This is a genomic window from Streptomyces sp. NPDC041968 (assembly GCF_055589025.1).
In genome coordinates this window covers 1,127,720-1,143,599 of record NZ_JBVJCB010000001.1, presented here as the reverse complement: position 1 = coordinate 1,143,599, position 15,880 = coordinate 1,127,720, and the positions used below count along the sequence as shown (strand labels likewise).

19 protein-coding genes, 1 tRNA gene and 1 riboswitch are annotated in these 15,880 nt (G+C 69.8%); of the genes, 13 read left to right on the top strand and 7 right to left on the bottom strand.

Features of this window, described 5'->3' with window-relative positions; translation table 11 throughout:
* The 5 genes from ACZ6EG_RS05185 to ACZ6EG_RS05165 form a co-directional block, all read left to right on the top strand.
* A partial coding sequence (locus ACZ6EG_RS05185) for an amino acid permease (protein WP_469601617.1) occupies positions 1 to 1,337 on the top strand: 1,337 nt, incomplete at its 5' end.
* A 170-nt stretch (positions 1,338 to 1,507) separates the two neighbouring features.
* Positions 1,508 to 1,930 (top strand): M67 family metallopeptidase, encoded by a 423-nt coding sequence (locus ACZ6EG_RS05180; RefSeq protein WP_063482172.1) that lies wholly within the window; start codon positions 1,508 to 1,510, stop codon positions 1,928 to 1,930.
* Positions 1,931 to 2,020: 90 nt separating this feature from the next.
* Complete coding sequence (locus ACZ6EG_RS05175; protein WP_310873142.1) at positions 2,021 to 2,116, top strand: putative leader peptide; 96 nt, start codon at positions 2,021 to 2,023, stop codon at positions 2,114 to 2,116.
* Positions 2,117 to 2,215: 99 nt separating this feature from the next.
* Entirely contained in the window at positions 2,216 to 2,494 is a 279-nt protein-coding gene (locus ACZ6EG_RS05170; protein ID WP_361011090.1) for a MoaD/ThiS family protein, read from the top strand.
* A 5-nt stretch (positions 2,495 to 2,499) separates the two neighbouring features.
* The gene (locus tag ACZ6EG_RS05165) at positions 2,500 to 3,450 is read left to right on the top strand and encodes a PLP-dependent cysteine synthase family protein (RefSeq protein ID WP_361011087.1); all 951 of its coding nucleotides are present in this window, start codon (positions 2,500 to 2,502) and stop codon (positions 3,448 to 3,450) included.
* Between the two features lie 33 nt (positions 3,451 to 3,483).
* Here ACZ6EG_RS05165 and ACZ6EG_RS05160 read toward each other — a convergent pair whose 3' ends face one another.
* Positions 3,484 to 3,951 carry a type II toxin-antitoxin system PemK/MazF family toxin gene (locus ACZ6EG_RS05160; RefSeq protein ID WP_391968202.1) on the bottom strand — a complete coding sequence of 156 codons (468 nt, stop codon included), beginning with the start codon at positions 3,949 to 3,951 and terminating at the stop codon, positions 3,484 to 3,486.
* Positions 3,952 to 4,154: 203 nt separating this feature from the next.
* Here ACZ6EG_RS05160 and ACZ6EG_RS05155 point away from each other — a divergent pair, with 203 nt between their 5' ends.
* A complete protein-coding gene (locus ACZ6EG_RS05155) occupies positions 4,155 to 4,907 on the top strand; it encodes an MBL fold metallo-hydrolase (protein ID WP_391968201.1) in 753 nt (250 codons plus the stop codon).
* 67 nt (positions 4,908 to 4,974) lie between these two features.
* On the opposite strand, the gene ACZ6EG_RS05150 is transcribed toward ACZ6EG_RS05155, so the two are convergent.
* Together ACZ6EG_RS05150 and ACZ6EG_RS05145 are read right to left on the bottom strand one after the other, a co-directional pair.
* The gene (locus tag ACZ6EG_RS05150; protein ID WP_391968200.1) at positions 4,975 to 6,240 is read right to left on the bottom strand and encodes a PTS transporter subunit EIIC; all 1,266 of its coding nucleotides are present in this window, start codon (positions 6,238 to 6,240) and stop codon (positions 4,975 to 4,977) included.
* Between the two features lie 262 nt (positions 6,241 to 6,502).
* Positions 6,503 to 7,798: a PTS transporter subunit EIIC gene (locus tag ACZ6EG_RS05145; protein WP_391968199.1), complete on the bottom strand. Its 1,296-nt coding sequence runs from the start codon at positions 7,796 to 7,798 to the stop codon at positions 6,503 to 6,505.
* 158 nt (positions 7,799 to 7,956) lie between these two features.
* Between ACZ6EG_RS05145 and ACZ6EG_RS05140 the strand changes: the two genes are divergently transcribed.
* From ACZ6EG_RS05140 to rdgB, 4 genes are all read left to right on the top strand, one after another.
* Positions 7,957 to 8,190: a PTS sugar transporter subunit IIB gene (locus ACZ6EG_RS05140; protein WP_053131695.1), complete on the top strand. Its 234-nt coding sequence runs from the start codon at positions 7,957 to 7,959 to the stop codon at positions 8,188 to 8,190.
* Between the two features lie 83 nt (positions 8,191 to 8,273).
* Positions 8,274 to 9,014, top strand: a complete 741-nt coding sequence (gene rph, locus ACZ6EG_RS05135; protein WP_391968198.1) for a ribonuclease PH — start codon at positions 8,274 to 8,276, stop codon at positions 9,012 to 9,014.
* Between the two features lie 201 nt (positions 9,015 to 9,215).
* Positions 9,216 to 9,623: a hypothetical protein gene (locus ACZ6EG_RS05130; RefSeq protein WP_391968197.1), complete on the top strand. Its 408-nt coding sequence runs from the start codon at positions 9,216 to 9,218 to the stop codon at positions 9,621 to 9,623.
* Positions 9,624 to 9,670: 47 nt separating this feature from the next.
* Positions 9,671 to 10,273: an RdgB/HAM1 family non-canonical purine NTP pyrophosphatase gene (gene rdgB / locus ACZ6EG_RS05125; RefSeq protein ID WP_391968196.1), complete on the top strand. Its 603-nt coding sequence runs from the start codon at positions 9,671 to 9,673 to the stop codon at positions 10,271 to 10,273.
* 42 nt (positions 10,274 to 10,315) lie between these two features.
* On the opposite strand, the gene ACZ6EG_RS05120 is transcribed toward rdgB, so the two are convergent.
* From ACZ6EG_RS05120 to bcp, 3 genes are all read right to left on the bottom strand, one after another.
* A tRNA-Leu gene (locus ACZ6EG_RS05120) sits at positions 10,316 to 10,400 on the bottom strand.
* 33 nt (positions 10,401 to 10,433) lie between these two features.
* The gene (locus tag ACZ6EG_RS05115; protein ID WP_469601607.1) at positions 10,434 to 10,979 is read right to left on the bottom strand and encodes an HNH endonuclease; all 546 of its coding nucleotides are present in this window, start codon (positions 10,977 to 10,979) and stop codon (positions 10,434 to 10,436) included.
* A 531-nt stretch (positions 10,980 to 11,510) separates the two neighbouring features.
* Complete coding sequence (gene bcp / locus ACZ6EG_RS05110) at positions 11,511 to 11,978, bottom strand: thioredoxin-dependent thiol peroxidase (protein WP_384689063.1); 468 nt, start codon at positions 11,976 to 11,978, stop codon at positions 11,511 to 11,513.
* 92 nt (positions 11,979 to 12,070) lie between these two features.
* On the opposite strand from bcp, the gene ACZ6EG_RS05105 reads away from it, so the two are divergent.
* From ACZ6EG_RS05105 to ACZ6EG_RS05095, 3 genes are all read left to right on the top strand, one after another.
* The gene (locus ACZ6EG_RS05105; RefSeq protein WP_361011072.1) at positions 12,071 to 12,403 is read left to right on the top strand and encodes a DUF3618 domain-containing protein; all 333 of its coding nucleotides are present in this window, start codon (positions 12,071 to 12,073) and stop codon (positions 12,401 to 12,403) included.
* 77 nt (positions 12,404 to 12,480) lie between these two features.
* Positions 12,481 to 12,783, top strand: a complete 303-nt coding sequence (locus ACZ6EG_RS05100; RefSeq protein WP_383641017.1) for a GroES family chaperonin — start codon at positions 12,481 to 12,483, stop codon at positions 12,781 to 12,783.
* A gap of 60 nt (positions 12,784 to 12,843) precedes the next feature.
* Positions 12,844 to 12,911: riboswitch (guanidine-III (ykkC-III) riboswitch) on the top strand.
* Positions 12,912 to 12,941: 30 nt separating this feature from the next.
* Entirely contained in the window at positions 12,942 to 13,262 is a 321-nt protein-coding gene (locus ACZ6EG_RS05095) for a DMT family transporter (protein ID WP_053131664.1), read from the top strand.
* A gap of 27 nt (positions 13,263 to 13,289) precedes the next feature.
* Here ACZ6EG_RS05095 and ACZ6EG_RS05090 read toward each other — a convergent pair whose 3' ends face one another.
* Positions 13,290 to 15,707 (bottom strand): transglycosylase domain-containing protein, encoded by a 2,418-nt coding sequence (locus tag ACZ6EG_RS05090; protein ID WP_391968194.1) that lies wholly within the window; start codon positions 15,705 to 15,707, stop codon positions 13,290 to 13,292.
* Between the last annotated feature and the right edge of the window lie 173 nt (positions 15,708 to 15,880).

Sequence of the window (15,880 nt, the reverse complement as noted above, 5' to 3'; positions counted from 1 at the left end):
GCGGCGCCATCGGCGTCGGCCTCTTCCTGGGCGCCGGGGCCAACATCGCCAAGGCCGGCCCCAGCATCATCCTCATGTACGCCCTCGCGGGCGTGATCATCTTCTTCATCATGCGGGCGCTCGGCGAGCTGCTCCTCTACCGACCGGTCTCCGGCTCCTTCGCCGAGTACTCGCGCGAGTTCCTCGGCCCCTTCTTCGGTTACTTCACCGGCTGGACGTACTGGCTGATGTGGGTGGTCACCGGCATGGCGGAACTCACCGCCGCCGCCATCTACATCCACTACTGGTTCCCGGACATCCCGCAGTGGGTCTCCGCCCTGGTCTTCCTGGTCCTGCTGTTCGTGGCCAACCTGATCTCGGTGAAGCTGTTCGGCGAGATCGAGTTCTGGTTCTCGATGGTCAAGGTCACCGCCATCATCGGCATGATCGTCATCGGTGTCGGCGTCCTCACCCTCGGCTTCAGCCAGGCCGGCGACACCGCCGCCGTCTCCAACCTGTGGGAGTTCGACGGCTTCTTCCCCAAGGGCATCGGCTCGTCCCTGATGACCCTCCAGGGCGTCATGTTCGCCTACCTCGCCGTCGAGCTGGTCGGCGTCACCGCCGGTGAGTCCGAGAACCCGGAGAAGACCCTCCCCAAGGCGATCAACACCCTGCCCTGGCGCATCGCGCTGTTCTACGTCGGCGCCCTCACCGTCATCCTGGCCGTGGTCAAGTGGACCGAGTTCGCCGAGGGCGTCAGCCCCTTCGTGAAGGCCTTCACGGTCATCGGCATCCCGGCCGGCGCGGGCATCGTGAACTTCGTCGTGCTCACCGCCGCCCTGTCGTCCTGCAACTCCGGCATGTACTCCACGGGCCGCATGCTGCGCTCCCTGGCGGACAACGGCGAGGCCCCGAAGATCTTCAACCGGCTGTCGTCGACCAAGACCCCGGCCATCGGCATCGGCGTCTCGGTGATCTTCATGGGCATCGGCGTGGTCCTCAACTACGTCGTCCCGGAGAAGGCCTTCGGCTACGTCACCTCCATCGCCACCGCCGCCGGCATCTGGACCTGGCTGATGATCCTGATCAGCCACGTCCTCTACCGCCGCAAGGTCGTCGCGGGCCGCCTGCCCGCCTCCTCCTTCCCGGCGCCGGGCGGCTCGGTCTGCTCCTACGTCGCCATCGCCTTCCTGCTCTTCGTCACCTGCCTGATCGCCCTCGACGCCGACGCCCGCGTCTGCCTCTACGTGATGGCCGGCTGGGCCGTCGCGCTCGGTATCGGCTGGGCCGTGCTCAAGAGCCGCAACCCGGAGATCACCGAGCGGCGCGACGAGCCGGAGATGGAGAAGATCGTCTGACGGCCACCCCGGCCGACAGACTCCGACCAGCGCGTTCGCGCGCACCGAGGACGTCCGGCCGCACGGGGTGCTCGTGGCACCCCAGCGCGGCCGCCGCTCAGGATGTCCGGCATACGGGCCGGTCCGTACCACCCATCGGTACGGACCGGCCCTCTGCTTATCCTGGCCGCATGCTGACCATCACCCAGGCCCTGTACGACCAGATCGTCGCCCACGCGCGCGAGGACCACCCCGACGAGGCGTGCGGCGTGGTGGCCGGGCCGGTGGGCGAGGGCCGCCCCGAGCGGTTCGTCCCGATGCTGAACGCCGCGCGCTCCCCGACCTTCTACGAGTTCGACTCCCAGGACCTGCTGAAGCTGTACCGCGAGATGGACGACCGCGACGAGGAGCCGGTGGTCATCTACCACTCCCACACCGCCACCGAGGCCTACCCCTCCCGCACCGACATCACCTACGCCAACGAACCCGGCGCCCACTACGTCCTGGTCTCCACGGCGGACACCGACGGCGCCGGCGACTTCCAGTTCCGGTCGTTCCGGATCCTGGAAGGCGAGGTGACGGAGGAGGAGGTCAAGGTCGTGGAGGCGTACTGATCCCGGGTGCGTCCCGCATGGCGGATGAATCATGTCCGCAGGGTGAGATCACACTCCGGGGGCCGGACCGGGAATCGATACGATGAGCCCATGGTTCTTCTCGACGTGAGCGAAAAGGCGCCGGGCACGCTGCTCGTGGCGCGCCTGCACGTCGACCTGTGCAGGCTGAACAGCGCCATCTGTTGACTTCCGCCGCCGCCGTACGGCCGTGAGCCGCGGCGGGCTGCCGCGTGCCGCCGCGCGCCTGACCGAACCCACGACACCTTCCGACAGGAGCCCTCAGCCATGGCCATCGAGGTCCGCATCCCGACCATCCTCCGCCAGTACACCGACGGCCAGAAGGCGGTGGAGGGCAACGGGGACACCCTCGCCAAGCTCTTCGCCGACCTGGAGACCCGGCACGCGGGCATCCAGGCCCGGATCGTGGACGGGGAGCAGCTGCGCCGCTTCGTCAACGTCTACCTGAACGACGAGGACGTCCGCTTCCTCGACGGCATCGACACCAAGCTGACCGACGGCGACAGCATCACGATCCTGCCGGCCGTGGCCGGCGGTATGGCCTGATCGGGATGCGTTACGACTCCCCGCTGGCCGCGGTGGGCAACACCCCTCTGGTGCGCCTGCCGCGGCTCTCGCCGTCCGACGACGTCCGCATCTGGGCCAAGCTGGAGGACCGCAACCCGACCGGCTCGATCAAGGACCGCCCCGCGCTCCACATGATCGAGCAGGCCGAGAAGGACGGCCGCCTCACCGCGGGCTGCACGATCCTGGAACCCACCAGCGGCAACACCGGTATCTCCCTCGCCATGGCCGCCCGGCTCAAGGGCTACCGGATCGTCTGCGTGATGCCCGAGAACACCTCGCAGGAACGCCGGGACCTGCTCGCCATGTGGGGCGCGGAGATCATCTCCTCGCCGGCCGCGGGCGGCTCCAACACCGCCGTGCGCGTCGCGAAGGAACTCTCCGCCGAGCACCCGGACTGGGTGATGCTCTACCAGTACGGCAACCCGGACAACGCCGGCGCCCACTACGCCGGCACCGGCCCCGAGATCCTCGCCGACCTGCCGTCCCTCACTCACTTCGTGGCCGGCCTCGGCACCACGGGCACCCTGATGGGCGTCGGCCGCTACCTGCGCGAGCACAAGCCGGACGTGAAGATCGTCGCCGCCGAACCGCGCTACGACGACCTGGTGTACGGGCTGCGCAACCTCGACGAGGGCTTCGTACCCGAGCTGTACGACGCCTCCGTCCTCACCACCCGCTTCTCGGTGGGCTCCGCCGACGCGGTCACCCGCACCCGCGAACTCCTCCAGCAGGAGGGCATCTTCGCGGGCGTCTCCACCGGCGCCGCCCTGCACGCCGCGATCGGCGTCGGGAAGAAGGCGGTGAAGGCCGGCGAGAGCGCGGACATCGTCTTCGTCGTCGCCGACGGCGGCTGGAAGTACCTCTCCACCGGCGTCTACACGGCCGCCACCACCGAGGAAGCCATCGAGACCCTCCAGGGCCAGCTCTGGGCCTGAGGCGTCACCGGGCGAGGTGGCGTACCCGGTTCCTCACCGGGCCAGGTGACGGACCTGGTCCCACAGGGCCCGGTCCACCTCGCCCACCCGGCGCCGGAAGTCCCGCACCGGTACCCGGCGCAGCTCGTCGGTCTCCAGGAAGCTCGTCCGCCCCCGCGCGTCCCCGACCGAGCCCGGCGGCAGGGTGATCACCCCGGCCCGCCCTTCCCGGTGCCGCGTGGTGATCTTCGCGACGAGCGCGCGCCGCCCGTGCACCGAGATCACCAGACACGGCCGGTCCTTCGCGCCCCCGGTGTCCTCGTACGGCACGTTCGCCCACCAGATCTCCGCGGGCCGGGGCCGGGCCACCCGTCCCCGGGGCCCCGTCGGCCGCCCCGGCGGACGCCGGCTGCCGTCCGGCCGAGGGGGCGGCCGCCGCCCGCGGCCCCAGCCGTCGACGACCGTGGCGACGAGTGCGAGCAGTACCACCGCCGCGAGGGCGAGCCACCAGGACCTGTCCATGCGACGACCGTACCGGCGCGCACCACCACCGCGCGCCCCCTCGATGGCCTCACGCGCCCCACGTCCAGCCGAACCGGTGACACCGCAGGTGAGTTCGCCCACAACGGCCCCTGGCGGAGGAGCGACCACAGGTTTTGCGCCTTACGCTCGACAAACCGCACGACCCCCGTCTCTCCACACGCGCCAGCGGAGGTTTCTGCTTCATGAAGCTCACCGTCGTCGGCTGCTCGGGGTCGTTCCCGTCCGCGGAATCGGCCTGCTCGAGCTACCTCGTCGAGGCCGACGGCTTCCGGCTGCTCCTCGACATGGGCAATGGTGCCCTCGGCGAGCTGCAGCGCCACTGCGGTCTCTACGACCTCGACGCGATCTTCCTCAGCCACCTGCACGCCGACCACTGCATCGACATGTGCGCCTACTTCGTGGCGCGCTACTACCGGCACGAGGGCGGCCGCTGCGACCCCCTCCCGGTCTACGGACCCGAGGGCACCGAGCACCGGCTCACCACCGCCTACGCCGACACCCCCACCGCCTCGTCCATGAGCGAGGTCTTCGACTTCCACACGGTCAAGCCGTCCACCTTCGAGGTCGGCCCCTTCACCGTGCACACCGAGCGCGTCGCGCACCCCGTGGAGGCCTACGCCATCCGCGTCGAGCACGACGGCAGGTCGCTGACCTACTCCGGCGACACGGGCGTCACCCCCGTGCTGGACGAACTCGCCCGCGACACCGACCTGTTCCTGTGCGAGGCCGCGTTCACGCACGGCAAGGAGAACATCCCCGACCTGCACCTCAACGGCCGCGAGGCGGGCGAGACCGCCGCCCGCGCCGGCGCCCGCAGTCTGGTCCTCACCCACATCCCGCCGTGGACCGACCCCCGGGTCAACCTCGCCGACGCGCGCGAGGTCTACGACGGACGGGTCGAGGTCGCCGCCGCGGGCGCGGTGTACGAGATCTGACGCACGACGACGGAGGCGGGCCCGGTCACCTGGACCGGGCCCGCCTCCGTGCGAGACGCGTGCGGGGCTACTTGCCCTCCGCCTTCTGCAGCTCGGCGATCTCCTCGTCCGACTCGCGGCCGGGCGTCGGCAGGTTGAACTTCGTGATCGCGAACCGGAAGACCACGTAGTAGACCGCCGCGAAGCACAGGCCGACCAGGGCCAGGCCCCACGGGTTGCTCGCGATGCCCAGGTTCAGGAAGAAGTCGACCGCGCCGGCCGAGAAGCCGAAGCCGTCCTTCATGCCCAGCGCCCAGGTCAGCGCCATCGAGACACCCGTGAGCACCGCGTGGATGGCGTACAGCACCGGCGCGATGAACATGAAGGTGAACTCGATCGGCTCGGTCACACCGGTGACGAAGGACGTCAGCGCGAGCGAGAACATCATGCCGCCCACGACCTTGCGGCGCTCGGGACGGGCGCAGTGCACGATCGCCAGGCAGGCGGCCGGCAGCGCGAACATCATGATCGGGAAGAAGCCCGTCATGAACTGGCCCGCGGACGGGTCACCGGCCAGGAAGCGGGCGATGTCGCCGCTCTTGCCCTCGTACGAGCCCGCCTGGAACCAGGGGAAGGAGTTCAGCAGGTGGTGCATGCCGATCGGGATCAGCGCGCGGTTGGCGACACCGAAGATGCCCGCGCCGACGGCACCGGAGCCGACCAGCCACTCACCGAAGTTGTGCAGGGCGGTGCCGAGCACCGGCCAGATGTAACCGAAGACGATGCCGAGGACCAGGCCCGCGAAGGCCGACAGGATCGGGACCAGCCGGCGGCCGCCGAAGAAGCCCGCCCAGTCGGGCAGCTTGGTGCGGTAGAAGCGCTGGTAGAGCAGCGCCACCACGATGCCCATGACCACACCGCCGAGGACCTTGGCGTCCACCGGCGCGTCGGTCATGACGACCTTGCCGTCGACGGCCTGCGCCACCTGCGGGAGGTTCTTGTCGGTGAACGTGGCCAGTACGTTCTTGAAGACCAGGTAGCCGACGACGGCCGCGAGCGCCGTGGAGCCGTCCGACTTCTTGGCGAAGCCGATGGCGATGCCCACCGCGAACAGCAGCGCCATGTTGTCGAGGATGGCGTTGCCGCCCGCCGCCATGAACCCGGCGATCTTCGTCAGGAACGTGGGGAACTCCGGGCGGCCCAGCATGTCGGTGTTGCCGAGGCGCACCAGCAGGGCGGCGGCGGGCAGCACCGCGACCGGCAGCATCAGGCTGCGGCCGATGCGCTGCAGCACAGCCATCACACCGGCGCCCTTCTTCTTCTCTGCCGCGGGCGCGGCGCTGGGCGTGGTCACAACATCCTCCAGGGGGACAGGGCGCGCCGCCCGGTCGCACGGGAAGGAAGAGGACGGCGTCGTCGCAGGTCTAAACCACTCAGTGGTGTAGACCTGTTGTAGCACGATGAAGGCCGTGTAAGGAACCCGCTGTTCCGCGACCGCGGCACTACACGCAGTACCGGATCCAGCCCCCCGCCCCCACCCTGCGCGAAGGCATGCCGAAGGCCCCCGGACCAGGTCCGGGGGCCTTGGAAGACCACGCCCGAAAGCCTACGCGACGCTAGCCCTTCGCCACGTCCTCCACCTCGTCCTCCGGCTCCCGCCCCGGCGTCTTCAGATCGAACTTCGTGATCGCGAACCGGAAGATCGCGTAGTACACCACCGCGAAGCACAGGCCGATCGGAATGATCAGCCACGGCTTCGTCGCCAGGTTCCAGTTGATGACGTAGTCGATCAGCCCCGCCGAGAAACTGAACCCGTCCTTCACCCCCAGCGCCCACGTCACCGCCATCGACACACCCGTCAGCACCGCGTGCACCGCGTACAGCAACGGCGCGATGAACAGGAACGAGTACTCCAGCGGTTCCGTGATCCCGGTCACGAACGACGTCAGCGCCACCGACAGCATCAGGCCGCCGACCTCCTTGCGGCGGTGCGGCTTCGCGCAGTGCGTGATCGCCAGCGCCGCCGCCGGCAGCGCGAACATCATGATCGGGAAGAAGCCCGTCGTGAACTGCCCCGCCGTCGGGTCGCCCGCCAGGAACATGTTGATGTCACCGTGCACCACCGTGCCGTCCGGCTTCGTGTACGAACCGAACTGGAACCACATCGGCACGTTCAGGAACTGGTGCAGGCCGATCACCAGCAACGCCCGGTTCGCCACGCCGAAGATGCCCGAGCCCCACGCGCCCAGACCGTTCAGCCAGTCGCTGAAGCTCTCCAGCGCACTGCCGATCGGCGGCCACACCCACAGGCACAGCGCCGCGAACACGATCGCCGCGAACGCCATGATGATCGGCACCAGCCGGCGCCCGTTGAAGAAGCCCAGCCAGTCGACCAGCCTCGTGCGGTGGAAGCGCTGCCAGAAGTACGCCGCCAGCAACCCGATCACGATGCCGCCGAAGACGCCCGGATTCTGGTACGTGAACGCCGTCACCGTCTCCGACCCGTCGGTGAGCCGACAGCCGATCTGGGGGATCGCCTCCGCCCCCTCCGGGCAGTCCTCCGGGAACTGCCGCAGCACGTTCCAGTAGACGAGGAACCCCGCCACCGCCGCCAGCGCCGTCGAACCGTCCGCCTTCTTGGCCATGCCGATGGCCACGCCCACGCAGAACAGCAGCGGCAGCCCCAGCGAACCGTCGAGCAGCGCACCGCCCGCACCGGTCATCACCTTCGAGACGTTCGTCCAGCCCAGACCGTCGTCGCCGAAGACGTCCGGCTGCCCCAGCCGGTTGAGGATGCCCGCGGCGGGCAGAACCGCGATGGGCAACTGAAGACTGCGCCCCATCTTCTGCAAGCCCTGGAACAACGTGTTCCAGCGGGCGCGAGCGGGACTGACCGCGCTGTCGGCACTCATCCGGTCTCCATCCGGTCGCCGGTACACTGGTGTAGACCAGTTGACGGTCGGTTCCGCCGCCGTGACGCCATCATTCGGTACACCACCTCCGATGGCTCGCGAAGATGGGCCAACTGTGGGTTACTGCGACAAAGCGGTCCGGATCAGGGAGAAGGAACATGGCCAGCAAGGCTGAGAAGATCGTCGCCGGCCTCGGCGGCATCGACAACATCGACGAGATCGAAGGCTGCATCACCCGCCTCCGTACCGAGGTCAACGACCCCGCGCTGGTCGACGAAGCCGCCCTCAAGGCCGCCGGCGCCCACGGCGTCGTCAAGATGGGCACCGCCATCCAGGTCGTCATCGGCACCGACGCCGACCCGCTCGCGGCCGAGATCGAAGACATGATGTAAGCGCCCCACCGGCGCACCCAGGGGCCCTTCCCGCCGAGCACCACCGGAAGGGCCCCTCCCCATGTCCCGCTAGGCTCACCCGCATGTCACGCATCGACGGCCGCACCCCCCAGCAGCTCCGCCCCGTCACCATCGAACGCGGCTGGAGCAAGCACGCCGAAGGCTCCGTCCTCGTCTCCTTCGGCGACACCAAGGTCCTCTGCAACGCCTCCGTCACCGAAGGCGTCCCCCGCTGGCGCAAGGGCAGCGGCGAAGGCTGGGTCACCGCCGAGTACGCCATGCTGCCCCGCGCCACCAACACCCGCGGCGACCGCGAGTCCGTCAAGGGCCGCATCGGCGGCCGCACCCACGAGATCAGCCGCCTCATCGGCCGCTCCCTGCGCGCCGTCATCGACTACAAGGCGCTCGGCGAGAACACCATCGTCCTCGACTGCGACGTCCTCCAGGCCGACGGCGGCACCCGCACCGCCGCCATCACCGGCGCCTACGTCGCCCTCGCCGACGCCATCACCTGGGCCCAGACCACCAAGAAGCTCATCAGGCCCAGCCGCAAGCCCCTCACCGGCACCGTCTCCGCCGTCTCCGTCGGCATCGTCGACGGCACCCCGCTCCTCGACCTCCGCTACGAGGAAGACGTCCGCGCCGACACCGACATGAACGTCGTCTGCACCGGCGACGGCCGCTTCGTCGAGGTCCAGGGCACCGCCGAGGCCGAGCCCTTCGACCGCGCCGAACTCAACGCCCTCCTCGACCTCGCCGCCGGCGGCTGCGCCGAACTGGCCGACCTCCAGCGCAAGGCACTCGACGCGACCCTCGAAAGGTAAAGAGCGCACCAAGGGCGCATCAAGAACGGCGGCCCGGACGCGCAACTCCACCGCCCACCACCGCGTCACTAGCAGTACAGCGACACAGCGACACAGCGACACAGGAGTTCCCCGGGCGTACGGCCGCACCCGCCGTACGCCCGACGCCGCACCGCACGCACACGGGCCGCCCGGCCCTGTCCCAGGGGAGGACCGAGACCCATGGCCGCGAGCCGCCACCGCCGCCTTCGCCGCACCACCGTCGCCGCCGCAGCCGTGGCGACCTTCGCCCTGACGGCCGGACTCACCACCGGCTGCGACGCCGTCGACAAGGCCCTCGACTGCGTCCAGACCGCCGACGCCATCGCCGACAGCGTCACCGCCCTCCAACAGGCCGTCGAGAACGCGTCCAACGACCCGACGCAGCTCCAGGAATCCCTCACCTCCATAGACCAGAACCTCGACAAGATCGGCGACAAGACCGAGAACACGGACGTGGAAAAGGCCGTCGACGACCTCGGCAAGGCCGTCGACAACGTCCGCACCTCGGTCGAGAACGGCGACGAGACCCCCGACCTCAGCCCCGTCACCGACGCGGCGGGCGAACTGACCAAGGTCTGCACGCCGTAGCGGGAGCGGGTGCGAGCGGACCGGCGGACGCCCGGGATACTGACCCCATGACCCGCCTGATCCTCGCCACCCGCAACGCCGGAAAGATCACCGAACTCAACGCCATCCTCGCCGACGCGGGCCTGCCCCACGACCTCGTCGGCGCGGACGCCTACCCGGAGATCCCCGACGTCAGGGAAACCGGCGTCACCTTCGCCGAGAACGCCCTCCTCAAGGCCCACGCCCTCGCCCGCGCCACCGGCCACCCCGCCGTCGCCGACGACTCCGGCCTCTGCGTCGACGTCCTCAACGGCGCGCCCGGCATCTTCTCCGCCCGCTGGGCCGGCCGCCACGGCGACGACAAGGCCAACCTCGACCTCCTCCTCGCCCAGATCGGCGACATCGCCGACGAGCACCGCGGCGCCCACTTCGCCTGCGCGGCCGCCCTGGCCCTGCCCGACGGCACGGAACGCGTCGTCGAGGGCCAACTCCGCGGCACCCTCCGCCACACCCCGGCCGGCACGGGCGGCTTCGGCTACGACCCGATCCTCCAGCCGGACGGCGAGACCCGCACCTGCGCGGAACTGACCGCGGACGAGAAGAACGCCATCAGCCACCGAGGCAAGGCCTTCCGCGCACTGGTACCGGCGGTACGGGAGCTGTTGGGCTGAAAGCGGGGGAGGGGCCTCCCCGTCGGGGGCCCCTCCTGCATGTGCGGCCGGTGGGACTCGAACCCACACGGGTGTGAACCCACTGGGACCTAAACCCAGCATGACTGCCAAATTCCATCACGGCCGCTCAAAAACGGTCATCGTGCTCGACCGACGGTGGTCAGTCTACGGGCGGCACGGCCCCCTGGGCGAGGGGCGCCTTGTTCTTCCGCCGGCACCAGGTCTCCGTGAGGGCGTGACAGTTGGGGCAGAGATAGCGCAGATTCCGGGCACGGTTGTCCCGCCAGTCGCCGTTGACGTGGTCGATCTGCAAGGTGACGGGTCGTCCCAGCCACTCCCCGGTGTTGCCGCACGTCTCGCACGCGTACGGCACACCGAGCTCGCTCAGGGCCCGGTGGAGCTGCGTCCTGTTCGTCCGTCCTGCACTCGGCGGCAGGACGGCGAGTACCCGGCGGGCGAGGGGCTCGGGCGCGGGGCGTTCCGGTCGAGCCCAGGACCTGCGGGTGAAGTGACTCGTGTCGAGACCGAGCCGAGCGGATGCTCTGCGGACACGCCTGTGGTTGGTGCCGTTGACCTCCAGCCCGAGATGCCGCTGGACATCCGCGTAACTCGACGCGTGCTCGACCGCGTGGCGCAAGTCCTCCTCGGGAACAGCCACTCGCCGGTGGGAGAAGTGGCCTGTCTCGACGCCTTGATCGCGCAGCATCCGCCGGAGGGCAGCGCGAGAGCGGCCGTCGTCCGGGATGCCGAGGGTCCGAGCCACACCACGGATGCTCGTCGCCGTCGCGGCTGCCGCGTCCAGCTCCTCCGACGTGAAAGGCAAGTGCGGTTCGGGGCCTCTGAACCCGGGGAAATGGCTACTTCGCGGAGCGAGGACGAGGATGCGGCAGCCTCCGCGATGGCGGCGTCCGGATACTTGCGCCACGGGCTGAGCTTGCCGAAGTGGCTGGTGCTGAGGTCGTACGCGGCGACCTTCTCCTGCAGTACCCGGCGCTGCCCGCCGCTCACGCGAAGCCCCAGCCGCCGCGCCAGATCGGCCCAGTTGCGGGCCTCGGCAACGGCTTCTGCGAGCCGCTCCCGCGTGTACGTGCTGTTCCCCATGGCCCCGTCCCCTCCGTATCCCGACCACGCGTACGTAGCCTCGTACGGAGTAACGAACCGTTTATCGGACAGTCGCGCGCGGAAAGCGGAAGGGCCCGTACCGGACGCTTCCGGTACGGGCCCGTCGGCAGGAGGGTCAGATGCCCAGGTCCTTGATGATCTTGGCTACGTGGCCCGTCGCGCGGACGTTGTACAGGGCGCGTTCGACCTTGCCCTGTTCGTCGACGACGATCGTGGAGCGGATGACGCCCATGTACGTCTTGCCGTAGTTCTTCTTCTCGCCGAAGGCGCCGTAGGCGTCCAGGACCTTCTTGTCCGGGTCGGCGAGGAGGGTGACCTTCAGGGACTCCGTGTCGCGGAACCTGGCCAGCTTCTCCGGCTTGTCGGGGGAGATGCCGATCACGTCGTACCCGGCGCCGGCCAGCAGCTCCAGGTTGTCCGTGAAGTCGCAGGCCTGCTTGGTGCAGCCGGGGGTAAGGGCAGCAGGGTAGAAGTAGACGATGACCTTGCGGCCCTCGTGGTCCGACAGGGACACCTCGTTGCCGTCGGCGTCCGGGAGGGTGAAGGCGGGGGCCGGGTCCCCGGGCTGGAGTCGCTCGCTCATCGATCCAGCGTAACGGGGGGTCCTGACAGTGCGGAGGACCGAGTAGCTGACAGACTGTCCGGGACAGTGTCAGAAGACAGCGGAGGCGTACGGTGGCGGACACGTCGGACAGCAGGACCCCGGCGCAGATCGAGGCGGACATCAAGCGCCGCCGCGAGGTGCTGGCCGAGACCCTCGACGAGCTCGGCATGCGGGTGCACCCGAAGACGATCGTGGGCGATGCGAAGGCCAAGGTCGCTTCCAGCGTCGACCACACCCTCGGGCGGGCCTATGTCGGGGTCAATCGTGTGGTCAGCGATGTGAAGTCGCAGTTCGTGGACGAGAAGGGCGCACCGCGGATGGAGCGCGTCCTGCCCGTCGCGCTCGTGGTCGTCGGCGTCGTGGGGCTGCTGGCCCTGGGCGGTACCCGGCGGCGCGGGCGCTGAGCCGGGGCAGGTAGGTTCAGGGCGTGAGCGACAGGAAGAACGAGCACGGTTCCCCGGACGACAAGCTGCCCATCCGGATGCTGCACGACCGCGTACTCGTGCGGCAGGACGCCGGTGAGGGTGAGCGGCGTTCGGGGGGCGGCATCCTGATCCCCGCCACGGCGGCGGTCGGCCGGCGGCTGGCCTGGGCCGCGGTCGTCGCGGTGGGGCAGAACGTACGGACCGTGGAGCCGGGCGACCGGGTGCTGTACGACCCGGAGGACCGCGCGGAGGTCGAGGTGCGGGGCGTCGGCTATGTGCTGATGCGCGAGCGCGACCTGCACGCGGTGGCCGCGGACCGGTTCGAGGGGTCGGAGGATTCGACCGGGTTGTACCTCTGAACCGGCGGTAGGGAACGGACCGGAGGGGCTGGTGATCGAGGTCACCGGCCCCTCCGGTCCGTTTTTGCTAGGTTGGAGGGACCCCGACGAGACGCGCCGTACCGGGCTGAAGGAAAAGACGACGCACCCCGTTCAGTTCGTTCACGGAGGTGCCTGTCATGGCCTGGGTTCTGCTGCTCGTCGCCGGTCTGCTCGAGGTCGGCTGGTCGATCGGGATGAAGTACACGGACGGTTTCACCCGTCTCGTCCCCAGTCTGCTCACCGGTGCCGGGATCGTCGCCAGCATGGTCCTGCTGTCGTACGCGGCCCGGACGCTGCCCATCGGTACGGCCTACGGCGTGTGGGTGGGCATCGGCGCGGCCGGTGCGGCGGTGCTCGGCATGGTGGTGCTGGGTGAGCCGGTCACCGCCGCCCGGATCTTCTTCATCTGTCTGCTGCTGGTCGCCGTCGTGGGCCTGAAGGCGACCTCGGGTCACTGACGCCCGGCGACGCCGACTGCTCGGCGCTCACTGGCGCCGGGGGGTGATGGGGATGCCGGCGACCGTCCCGGTATCCGGGTCCCCGCCGCCCGCGCCGCTGGTGTCCCCGCCGCCCTCGGTGGTGCCGCCGTTCGAGGAGTCGTCCCCACCGCCGTCGCCGCCGCCCGTGGGGCCCGGTTCGGTGCTGGCGCCGCCCGTGGTGGGGCCCCCGGTGGACGGGTCGCCGGTGCCGGTGTTCCCGGTGTCGCCCGGCGGGGTGCTGCCGCCGCCGGTGGTGCCCGGGGTCTCGTCGCCGGTGTCCTCGTCGCCGGTCGAGCCCTCGTCCGGGTCGCCGCTGCCGCTCTCGTCGCCGGAGCCCGGTTCGTCGGAGGCCTCGCCGGAGGGGGCCTCGGTGACGTCGGCGCCGGTCATGAGCTGGAGGTCGAAGTCGGTGACCGGTTCGCCCTTCAGGGCGTCGCGGGTGTACTGGCCCCAGATCTCCGCGGGTGCGCCGCCGCCGTTGATGCGGGCGAGGCCCATGGCGCCGTACAGGGACTTGTGGGCGGCGGTCTTCGGGTCCTGGCCCATCACCGAGATGACGGTGGCGAGCTCGGGGGTGTAGCCGGCGAACCAGGCGGCGGTGTCCTCCTCGGCGGTGCCGGTCTTGCCGGCCGCGGGGCGTCCCGCGGCCTGGGCGGCGGTGGCGGTGCCGTTCTGGACGACGCTGCGCAGGACGGAGGTGGTGGTGTCGGCGGCTTCGCGGCTGACGGCCTGGCGCTCGCGCCGCTCGGGCAGCTCGACCTCCTGCTTGCCGTCCTTCATGACCTTCTCGACCAGCGTGTAGGTGCCGTGCCTGCCGTGGTTGGCGAGGGTCGCGTAGGCCTCCGCCATGTCGAGGGGGCTGGCGGTGGCCACGCCGAGGGCGATGGAGGGGGAGGGGGTCAGTTCGGGGGTGTTCTTGGAGAGGCCGAGGTCGATCGCGGTCTGCTGGACCTTGTCGGAGCCGACGTCGACGGCCATCTGCGCGTAGACGGCGTTGACGGACTTGTCGGTGGCCTCCCGGACGGTCACGTCGCCGTAGTCGTGGTGGTCCTCGTTCTCCGGGGCGTAGCGGCCGCCGCTCCAGCCCTGTACGGGGCGTTCGCTGGTGCCGTCGTAGATCGTGTTGGGGTTGATCATGCGGCCGTCCTGCGTCTCGGAGTGGTTCTCGACGGCCGAGGTGAAGACGAAGGGCTTGAAGGTGGAGCCGACCTGGAAGTCGCGGCGGACGGCGTTGGGTGTGTACTGCTTGACGTAGTCGATGCCGTTGTACATCGCGACGACCTTGCCGGTCCGCGGGTCGACGGAGGCGCCGCCGGCCCGGACGTAGCTGTCGACCTTGCGGTCCTTGTCCAGCTTGGACATCAGCTTGTCGTCGACGGCCTTCACGAAGGCGTCCTGCTTGTCCTTCTGGAGGGTGGTGGTGATGCGGTAACCGCCGCGGCCGAGTTCCTCCTCGTCGACGATGCCGTTCTGGATCAGCTCGTCGCGGACGATGTTGACGACGTAGCCGCGCTGGCCGGACATGCCGGTGGAGATGGTGGACTTCTTGGGGGCGGGGAACTTCGCGGCGGCGCGTTCGGCGGGGCTGAGCCAGCCCTTGGCGACCATGCCGTCCAGGACGTAGTTCCAGCGGGCCTCGGCGGCGGGCCGGTTCTCGGGGTGGGCGACGACGTCGTACTGGCTGGGCGCGTTGAGCAGGGAGGCGAGGTAGGCGCCCTGGGCGGCGGTGAGGTCCTTGGCGTCGATGCCGTAGTAGGCCTGGGCGGCGGACTGGATGCCGTAGGCGCCGCGGCCGAAGAAGCTGGTGTTGAGGTAGCCCTCGAGGATGTCGCTCTTGCTCTTCTCCCGGTCGAGCTTGATCGAGATGAAGAACTCCTTCACCTTGCGGGTGACGGTCTGCTCCTGGGCGAGGTAGTAGTTCTTGACGTACTGCTGGGTGATGGTGGAGCCGGACTGCTTGCCCTTGCCGGTGGCGGTGTTCCAGCCGGCCCGCACCATCGCCCCGGGGTCGATGGCGGACTCGGTGTAGAAGTCGCGGTCCTCGGCGGCCAGGACGGCGTGCTGGGCTTCCTTGGAGATGCGGGCGAGGCCGACGTTCTCGCGGTTGACCTCGCCGTCGCGGGCGAGGACGCTGCCGTCGGCGTACAGGTAGACGTTGGACTGCTTGAGGGCGAGCGCGTTGGCGGCCGGGATGTGCACCAGGGAGTAGCCGAGGAAGAAGCCACCGACGATCAGGAGGAGGCCGACGACGCAGGCGCCGAGCGCGATGCGCCAGGTCGGGATCAGCCGGCGCCAACCGGTGCGCCGGGGGCGCTTCGGCTTCTTCGGCATCCCCGGGCCGTCGGTCCCCGGGGAGCCGGCCGCCTGTGGCTCTCTGGGGGCCCAGCCCTGGTTCGGCTGCTGCGGCTGCGGCTCGTCGCTCATCTCGTGCACGGACTCCTGTTTCGCGTCGTACGGTCTTCTCCCGCACGGCCTTGTCAACGCTTCTGCGCCCTGTGGCGCCCCTGATGCCGGTGACGCCCTCTGAAGAAGACTCTCGCACCGGGCGTTCCGTTCCCACTCGACGGCACACCCGTGAAAATCCGTGGCACGGGCGG